The organism is Rhodococcus sp. I2R (assembly GCF_020889545.1).
Taxonomy (GTDB): domain Bacteria; phylum Actinomycetota; class Actinomycetes; order Mycobacteriales; family Mycobacteriaceae; genus Rhodococcoides.
In genome coordinates this window covers 1-1,423 of the sequence record NZ_JAHUTG010000068.1, presented here as the reverse complement: position 1 = coordinate 1,423, position 1,423 = coordinate 1, and the positions used below count along the sequence as shown (strand labels likewise).

1 protein-coding gene is annotated in these 1,423 nt (G+C 66.5%); it reads right to left on the bottom strand.

The features are described 5' to 3' along the window. Positions 1-145: 145 nt before the first annotated feature. The coding region (locus KVY23_RS24815) for an IS1380 family transposase (RefSeq protein WP_230558536.1) at positions 146-1,423 on the bottom strand (1,278 nt) is incomplete at its 5' end.

The window sequence follows — 1,423 nt, the reverse complement described above, 5'->3', positions numbered from 1 at the left end:
CCCGAATGCACCGATCAACTGATGGCGTCGCTGTGAGTTTGGTTGTGCGGCTTCGAGTGGAGTGCGGGCGTGGGTGATCGTCCGACCTCTCGTGCCGGGTTGTTCCACTGGGTCTTTCGCGTCGAGGGTGGGCAGTGGGAGCCTGTTAGGCGGTGATCGGCTGATTTCGGTGGAACACGCTCTCGAACAGGGTGTTCCACGCTGTTTCCCACGGCCAGTTCTGTGGTAGGTGCAGCGTCAACCGGCGGGCGGAGGACGCGATCCGCGCGGGAACCGAGACCACGGTCCGCCGGATGGTGCCGGTGGTTGCTTTCGTCAACCTCGGGTCGGCGGTGAGGGTGGCGGCGGCGCGGGTGAGGTTGAATGCCATCACTGCGCAGACGAGCCAGGCGGCGTTGGCGGTGAACCGGCTCGACGGTAGATGAGCGAGCGCGGAGTTCTTCAGGTCCGCGTGGACCTGCTCGATGATGGCGTGCTGGCGGTGGAGCTTGTCGGCGGCGACGGTGTCGAGGTCGGTTGTGGTGGTGAAGAAGGCGTGGAAGCGCCAGATATCGAACAACTCACCTTGGCCCTGATCCTTCTTCGGCCGCAGGTCGGGGATGCGGCGCACGACCAACCGCCCCGGAATCCGGTGCGCCTTCTTCTGGGAGGCGAACGCGGTGAACGGTATCTCGGCGACCTCGGCCGTCGAGATCCATTGTTCGGTGTCGTGATCGTAGATCGCGTTGGTGTACTCGATCGGTGTCCAGGCGTCGTCGCTGATCGAGGAGATCGATCGTTTGATTGTCGAGGTCAGGCGCACGGTCACCGAGACGTCGGCTCCGGCGCGGATCGCGGCACCGATGGTGGGGTACCCGTAGAACGCCGAGTCGGCCCGAACCAGCGCTTTCGGCACCGCCTCTGCCGTAGGGCCCGTGGCTGCGTCGGTGGCCCTCGTGCGCAGGCGGTCGACGGTGGCCAGGGTGTCGGTGACCATCCGGGCAGCGCCGCGCGGGGACCCGCAGGCACCCCGGCGCAGGCGCTGACCCACGATCACCGGTGCAGCAGTGTCGGTGGTGACCGTCGCGATCAGTGCATTCAATCCGCGGACCCCGGAGTAGCCGTACCCGGAACCCTGCTTGCCGTGACCGTGGACTTCGATGATCGAATCGTCGATATCGACCAGCACACGTCCGGTGTCGATCCCCGAAACCAGCGGAGAGCGGGCGGCGAGAGCGCACAAGAACCTGGACGCCACGGCGTCGAGTTGGCGGACGTGCCCGAAGGTGAATTCGCGGAGGAACGATCCCACCGTCGACGGTGCGTACGGGCGGTCGAAGACGGTTCCCATCGCCCCGTGCCGCAACAGCGCCATGTCGGCGATGCTGTCGGCGCCGGCGACCATGCCCGCCACGAGCGATCCGATCTTGCGGTCGGCGTGGGC